Origin of the sequence: Psychrobacter sp. JCM 18902 (assembly GCF_904846615.1) — a bacterium.
GTDB lineage: Bacteria > Pseudomonadota > Gammaproteobacteria > Pseudomonadales > Moraxellaceae > Psychrobacter.
On the sequence record NZ_CAJHBK010000003.1, the window covers coordinates 21,090 to 27,920 of the forward strand.

A 6,831-nucleotide genomic window follows, 5' to 3' on the forward strand; every position below is an offset into this window, starting at 1 on the left:
CCTTTTGTCTTTTATAAAGCTATTTTACAGATTCAGTCATTTATATCTTTGAGTCAGGAGTTTCCGCTTCTACTGCTAATTCCTCTGACTTAGCGGCTTCAGAATTGAGCGCATCAAACTCATCAAATGCTTTTTCTTCTGACTCGGTCATCGTCGGCTCTTCAACCTCGTCAGGCTTTTCGAAGTCTTCAAGTACTGGCATCAATAATGTGGCTTGTGCTAATGGCAATACATCTAAAGGCTCTAAATTGGCCTGACCCAGTAGCTGTCTTAGCGTATCGCTTGGCAAGCGAATCGTTAAACACTCATGCCCGCTGTCATCGTAGCTCTCTTCCTGAATAACACCCAGCTCATATAAGGCGTTTTTTAACTGACCTGCATGATAAGGTAAGGTCAACTCAAAGGTGGTGAGTGTGCCAGTCAGTAGCTGCTGGACGGCTAACGACAACGCTTCCATACCTAGGTTTTCTCTAGAAGAAACATAGACGCGATTGGGTTGTCCTTCGCTAGCATAACCAATATGTGCAGGCTCATCTGTCAAATCAATTTTGTTGTAGACATTGAGCACTGGTACATCATTGTCAATCTCCGCTAATACGTCTTTGACCGCTTGAATTTGCTCATACATATCTTCACTAGAAGAATCGATGACGTGTAGCAATAAATCTGCTTCCAAGGTTTCTTCTAATGTCGCATGAAAGGATTCGACCAACTCATGCGGCAGATGACGGACAAAACCTACCGTATCGACCAAAACAACACGACCAACACCCTGCCAGTCTAAACGGCGTAAAGTGGGATCTAGCGTGGCAAATAATTTATCCGCTGCATAAATATTTTCGTCGACTAAGCGGTTAAATAGTGTCGATTTACCAGCGTTGGTATAACCGACAAGCGAAATCGTCGGCACATCTGATTTTTGGCGACGGGCTCGACCTTGCGCACGTGTCTGTCTGACTTTCTCGATTCTGCTTTTAAGCTGATTCACGCGCACTTGTAGCAATCGACGATCGGTCTCAAGCTGGGTTTCGCCGGGTCCACGTAGACCAATACCACCTTTTTGACGCTCCAAATGCGTCCAACCTCGTACCAAACGCGTCGATAAATGGTTGAGCTGCGCCAGCTCTACTTGTAGCTTGCCTTCATAAGTACGGGCACGCTGCGCGAAAATGTCCAATATCAAACCCGTACGATCCAGTACGCGACATTTAACCAAGGCTTCAATATTACGCTCTTGTGATGGCGATAAGCTATGGTTAAATAAGACGATATCCGCATCATGTTCGCGTACCAATTCTGCTATTTCTTCTGCTTTACCGCTACCAACGAAGTATCTGGCGTCGGGTCTTTGGCGTGAGCCTGTGACTAAAGCCAAACGATCAGCCCCTGCTGAGTCTGCTAACAGCTCAAATTCACCTAGATCATCAGGATCTTGAATTTGACGGATGTCTAAATGTACTATAATGGCGCGCTCGCCACCTTCGTGTCTTTCAAAATAATCCAAAGAGTATCACCTATTTAATAAAGTAAATATATCGCTATTATCCATTCAGTAAACGTCGATATAGCGTTCATATGACCATATATATGTGGTCTCATCAATTAATATTAAAGCGTTATAGCACAATTAACGATGGTTTTATGTTACAGCGTAAATGAAAGCCATAGACAAATCAGTGAACGCAGCAGAACTGGTTGAATAAAAAGCAACTCAGTGAACAAATCGTCACTGACTGAATAAATTTTGTTATACTCATGGCGCTTGTTTACGATATATAATCATAAGTTTTTAACCACGAGGGACACAGATGAGCCAATCTAAGTCAGGCTTCTCACTCAGACAACAGTTGGGGCGCGGCAAACAAATTGCTGGCATGACTACCACTATCGCTGGTGGATTGCGCGCCGCCCAACGTATTGGGGCATTTAAGCAGCCACCACGCGAAAAATTGCCGCGCTATATTCAAGCCTTTTGCCGCAAAATGGCAGGCTCTTTTGGCGTCAAGGTTGTGGCAGTCGAGCGGGTAGAGCAGCACCACGGATTATGGGTATCCAATCATGTGTCATGGATGGATATCCCTGTGGTTGGGACACTGAGTCCCGCTTTTTTCTTATCCAAAGCTGAAATCGGTGAATGGCCTGTATTTGGTAAGCTGGCTCATGCAGCAGGCACGGTATTTATTGAGCGTGGTTCCGGTGATGCAGGGTCGGTCGCCGCCCAAATTGCCAGTTTTTTGACCAAAGGTTTCTCGGTCATATTCTTTCCTGAGGCGACCACCACCGATGGCAAAAAAATCAAACGTATTCATGGCACGTTGCTACAAGCTGCCATAGATGCTGACGTGCCCGTACGCCCGCTAGTGATTGCTTATGTCAATAAAGACGGCACGTTAAGTGAAGAGTTGCCTTACTATGGCAAGCTTACGATGAAAGAGAGCATAAAAAAGGTACTCGATACTAAAGATGTGACCGCCTATGTATTGCCACTTGAGCCAATAGATCCCAAAGGGCTGAGCAAAAGTGAGCTCACTGACTTGTTACAAGCCCGTATGCAAGAAGGTTTGGCCGAATTACATTCGCGAGTCTTAACGAAAGTCGCTAAAGTTTAAGCGGTGACAGCATAATAGTTGCGAATATTTAACATGCTCTAATAAAAAAGGCGCAAATCGCTCAGTTTATAACTGCGATTTGCGCCTTTTTTTTGTCGATTAAAATACGATAGCCTCAATGCGCTAAAGTCGGGTTCTCATCAGACCATGGTGTCACCTCAAGCTAAAATTAGGGTGATGGATTGGGATGCTGTGTATGCACCGCTTCAATCGCTTCTAATACTTCTGAGCTTAAGGTTAAATGGATACTATCGATGTTGGATTTTAGCTGCTCGATCGTAGTAGCGCCAATAATGTTACTGGTGACAAATGAGCGTGAGTTAACAAAAGCTAGTGCCATCTGTGCCATATCTAAACCTGCATCTTCTGCTATTTTGGCGTATTGAGCAGTGGCTGATAGCGCTTGTTCATTGGTATAGCGCGCAAAGCGATCATACATCGTCAGACGCGCACCCGCTGGACGTTTACCGTCAAGATATTTACCAGACAATACCCCAAAGCCAAGCGGCGAGTAGGCAAGTAAACCGACATTTTCACGATGAGCAATCTCTGCCATGCCAACTTCATATACGCGATTTAGCAAACTATAAGGGTTTTGCACTGTGATTGGCGCGATTAAACCATTTTTATCTGCTTCCCATAAATAACGCATCAGACCCCAAGCGGTATCGTTCGATAGTCCATAAGCGCGAATACGCCCTTTTTTAATCTCATCATTTAACGCTTGAATGGTCTCTAGAAATGGTGTCAAATCATCTAATGGTTGCGATGCCATCTCTTCGGTATAGCCAAGCTGACTAAAAAAATTTGCTTGGCGTTCAGGCCAATGGAGCTGGTAAATATCAATATAATCAGTCTGCAAACGCTGAAGATTGCCATCGATGGCGCTGCTAATATGTTCTGCATTAAAACGCGTTTGCCCATCACGCAAAAAATCCATCGGCGATATTTTGCTAGCAAGAATGACTTTATTGCGCTGTTTGGTTTTATTAAACCATGTACCCATGAAGCGTTCAGTATCGCCTTGCTTGTCTTTATCTGGCGGCGATGGATACATTTCCGCCGTATCCCAAAAATTCACCCCTTCGCTTAGCGCCATGTCCATTTGTTCATGTGCTTGTATCTCGGTATTTTGCTGTCCCCATGTCATCGTGCCTAAACAAATCTTAGAAACTTTTTCATTGAGTTGTGGCAACATTTGATATTGCATATGAATGTCCTTTGTAAATGTATTTTTATAGCTGACAGTTTTTAAGCGATTACATGAGCTTTATACCAGTGACACCAGGCGGGGTAACCTTAAAGATTTTTACTTTAAATAACAGGGATTGTCCGGCAAGGGGATGGTTAAAATCCACTTCGACTTGATCGTCATCGAGTGCACTAATCGTACCCGGCAGCGTGTTTTTGCCTTTGTCTTCGAACTCTACCATCATGCCGATTTCTGGATTATCAGCGATCAACGCAAACTGAGTACGGCTGAAATGTTGGATGTTGTCAGGATTCCAATCACCAAATGCCTGCTCCGGCTCAAGGTGGGCAGAGCGCGTGTCACCTGCGCGCAGGTTCATTAATACCTGCTCAAAGCCAGGTAATAAACTTTCATCACCAATGGTGAGCGTCACAGGCGCATCACGGCTAAAGGTAGAATCAATCATCGTACCGTTCTCTAGTGATACTTCAAAGTGCAGCTTTACAAGGCTACCAAAAGTGATACGGGTGTCTTCATTGGGATTGATAAATTGTGAGTCGGTCATAGTCAACAGCCATTTATTACGGGATTAGGAATTGGTTTGGCAAATAATATAAGAAATGATAAGCCATCTTGGAGAGTATGTAAGCGTAAATAGTGTAACGCAAATAGTGTAATATATTTGGCAATTCTAAGAGCAGGCGGGGGTTTTTATGGTAAATAAACAACAAGGTCACATTAAAAAGTGGCAAGACGACAAAGGCTTTGGTTTTATCGAAACACAGAATGGTGATTCAATATTCTTTCATATCAATGAGTTTAAAGCGCGTCGTCGCCCTGAGGTCGGTGAGTCCGTTGTTTTTACGTTTGGGCAAGACAATCAAGGGCGTATGCAAGCAAAGGATGTGCAAGAACTGAGCTTTGTGCAGCAAAAAATGGCACAAAAAAATCAGAAAATCCGTCAGCGTAATCACAAACGTAGCATGCAAGCAGACTTTGAAGCAGGACAAAAGAAACGTTTGTTCCTTGGTGTGGGCTTTTATGGTGTATTAATCTTGTTGGCTGCCATGAACAAGCTCAGCTGGCTGGTTGTGGCTTGGTATGTGGCTTTGGGTCTCATTACTTATATGATGTATGCCAAAGACAAAGCCGCTGCTCAGAATAATGATTGGCGCACACCTGAATCAACCTTGCATCTGCTAAGTGCGCTGGGCGGTTGGGTGGGCGCGATGGTTGCGCAAACGTATTTACGCCACAAGTCGCAAAAGCCTGAATTTCGAGTGGCGTATTATTTGACTGTTCTCATCAATATGGCGGGGTTATTGTTTATATTGACAGGAGGAAGCTTGAAGTTTTTGCAAGGATTACTTGATTCTTTGGTATAAAAGCACTTGTTTATTTATCATAGTGAGCGGTGCAGTTTTGATGTTTAATGCTTAGGTCTAAAATAAACAGCTGATGAAACATCAAAGTTTTATATCTTGAATGGCTGGTTGCCGTGGATTGGTATTTTGTGCGAGTATGATGAATTGTACGCAATAAGCACGATTTTTCAGAATAAACCTTAAATGGATTTCATTAATAATAAAAGGCGAACGCAAGTGATTACTTTATACAAATATACCCATCCAAGTCGCGCTGAAACGGTCATTTGGGCATTGCAGGAGCTGGGCTTAGAATATGAGACCAAAGAAATAGATGGCAAAAAAGGAGAGCAGCGAAGTCCTGAGTTTTTAGCCGTTAACCCCTTTGGTAAAATCCCTACCATCACACATGAAGGCAAACACTTTACTGAGTCGTTGGCTATTATTGAGTATCTCAATGAGTTACACCCTGACAAACCTTTGACACCAAATACAGCAGATGAGAACTTCGCTGAGAAAAACTATAAACTTCACCAAGTGATTTCATTTGGCATGATCGAGATTGAGAGTTATCTATGGATACTCACCAAAATCAAAGTATTAGACAATTATGAAAACTGGCCTGAGCGCACCGCTAACAACTGCATGAAGTGTATCCAAAAAGCCCTACCGATTGCTTATGCTTGGGTAGATGAGCAGGAGTATATAGCGGGGGACAGCTTCACGCTAGCAGACATTTATTATCAGCATTTGTTTTCATGGTTAAAGATGCTGGGCGTTGAGTTGCCTGAGCAGGTTCAAGATTATCTTAAAAAATTATCGAAGCGTGAGAAGTTTCCTAAGAGATAATCAATCATGAATGTAAGCTGTTGAGAGTGGCGTATAAGCGCAATACTCTATGCCAATAGCCTTTATCAGAAAAAAATGATGAATAAAAAAGGTGGGTTACGACTGCGTAACCCACCTTTTTTATTTATAAATCTAACTGTATTAATAATGCGATTTAAAATTATGACCGCGGCATTTCACGCTTTTTTTCTAAAAACAGCATATCAATGACAATCAACGCCACACCGATACTAATGCCCATATCCGCAATATTAAAGATAGGGTAATGCCAGACATCAGCGTTGTGTACATGGATAAAGTCGATGACGTGACCATGTAGCAAGCGGTCAATGAGATTGCCAACCGCACCGCCGAGCACTAGCGCTAGACCTGTCGATAGTAGCTTGGCTTGGCGCGGGGCTTTTATCAGGTAGCCAATTAAAAATAGCGACATTATCAATGCCAATCCCGAAAAAAACCACTTCTGCCAACCACCGGCATCTGCCAAAAAGCTAAATGCCGCACCATAGTTGTATGCCAATGTCCAATTCAGAAAAGGCTCAATCACAGGCACTGGCTCATGAAAAGTCAGCTTAGTTTCAGCTAGCCACTTCGTCCATTGATCGATGATTAGCACGACCAACGATAGGAGATACCACGTAAACGCACGACGGCCATTCGCAATCATTTTTGGCGTCTTATTCAAACGACTTTTCGGTGTCGTTGAGCTGCCTGTAGTTGCATGAGCTGGCTCAGGTGATTTATCGACTTCACCATATGGCGGCTTGTTGTCTGATGATTCTGTTGAGTTAGGCGTATGGTTAGGCATAGTGGCGCA

The 6,831-nt window shown here is 43.4% G+C and carries 7 protein-coding genes; 3 read left to right on the forward strand and 4 right to left on the reverse strand.

From position 1 onward, the window contains the following. Window positions 1–40 precede the first annotated feature (40 nt). The gene (hflX, locus tag JMY05_RS13715) at window positions 41–1,504 is read right to left on the reverse strand and encodes a ribosome rescue GTPase HflX (protein ID WP_201615431.1); all 1,464 of its coding nucleotides are present in this window, start codon (window positions 1,502–1,504) and stop codon (window positions 41–43) included. Window positions 1,505–1,808: 304 nt separating this feature from the next. Between hflX and JMY05_RS13720 the strand changes: the two genes are divergently transcribed. Continuing rightward, window positions 1,809–2,609, forward strand: coding sequence for a lysophospholipid acyltransferase family protein (locus JMY05_RS13720; protein ID WP_109591016.1), 801 nt, complete (start codon window positions 1,809–1,811; stop codon window positions 2,607–2,609). A gap of 169 nt (window positions 2,610–2,778) precedes the next feature. On the opposite strand, the gene JMY05_RS13725 is transcribed toward JMY05_RS13720, so the two are convergent. Together JMY05_RS13725 and JMY05_RS13730 are read right to left on the reverse strand one after the other, a co-directional pair. Further along, window positions 2,779–3,819, reverse strand: a complete 1,041-nt coding sequence (locus tag JMY05_RS13725; protein ID WP_045443654.1) for an aldo/keto reductase — start codon at window positions 3,817–3,819, stop codon at window positions 2,779–2,781. A 49-nt stretch (window positions 3,820–3,868) separates the two neighbouring features. Next, entirely contained in the window at window positions 3,869–4,366 is a 498-nt protein-coding gene (locus tag JMY05_RS13730; protein ID WP_201615432.1) for an FKBP-type peptidyl-prolyl cis-trans isomerase, read from the reverse strand. 148 nt (window positions 4,367–4,514) lie between these two features. Here JMY05_RS13730 and JMY05_RS13735 point away from each other — a divergent pair, with 148 nt between their 5' ends. Then, window positions 4,515–5,186, forward strand: a complete 672-nt coding sequence (locus tag JMY05_RS13735) for a DUF1294 domain-containing protein (protein WP_201615433.1) — start codon at window positions 4,515–4,517, stop codon at window positions 5,184–5,186. A 216-nt stretch (window positions 5,187–5,402) separates the two neighbouring features. Then, window positions 5,403–6,014, forward strand: a complete 612-nt coding sequence (locus JMY05_RS13740; RefSeq protein WP_045443660.1) for a glutathione S-transferase family protein — start codon at window positions 5,403–5,405, stop codon at window positions 6,012–6,014. Between the two features lie 160 nt (window positions 6,015–6,174). Here JMY05_RS13740 and lspA read toward each other — a convergent pair whose 3' ends face one another. Next, entirely contained in the window at window positions 6,175–6,822 is a 648-nt protein-coding gene (gene lspA / locus JMY05_RS13745; RefSeq protein ID WP_083475780.1) for a signal peptidase II, read from the reverse strand. Window positions 6,823–6,831: the final 9 nt, after the last annotated feature.

Bases quoted from the DNA above. Each gene is read 5' to 3' on its own strand.
- JMY05_RS13720 (WP_109591016.1), top strand. From the start codon at position 1,809: ATGAGCCAATCTAAGTCAGGCTTCTCACTCAGACAACAGTTGGGGCGC.
- JMY05_RS13730 (WP_201615432.1), bottom strand. From the start codon at position 4,366: ATGACCGACTCACAATTTATCAATCCCAATGAAGACACCCGTATCACT.
- JMY05_RS13735 (WP_201615433.1), top strand. From the start codon at position 4,515: ATGGTAAATAAACAACAAGGTCACATTAAAAAGTGGCAAGACGACAAA.
- lspA (WP_083475780.1), bottom strand. From the start codon at position 6,822: ATGCCTAACCATACGCCTAACTCAACAGAATCATCAGACAACAAGCCG.
- JMY05_RS13725 (WP_045443654.1), bottom strand. From the start codon at position 3,819: ATGCAATATCAAATGTTGCCACAACTCAATGAAAAAGTTTCTAAGATT.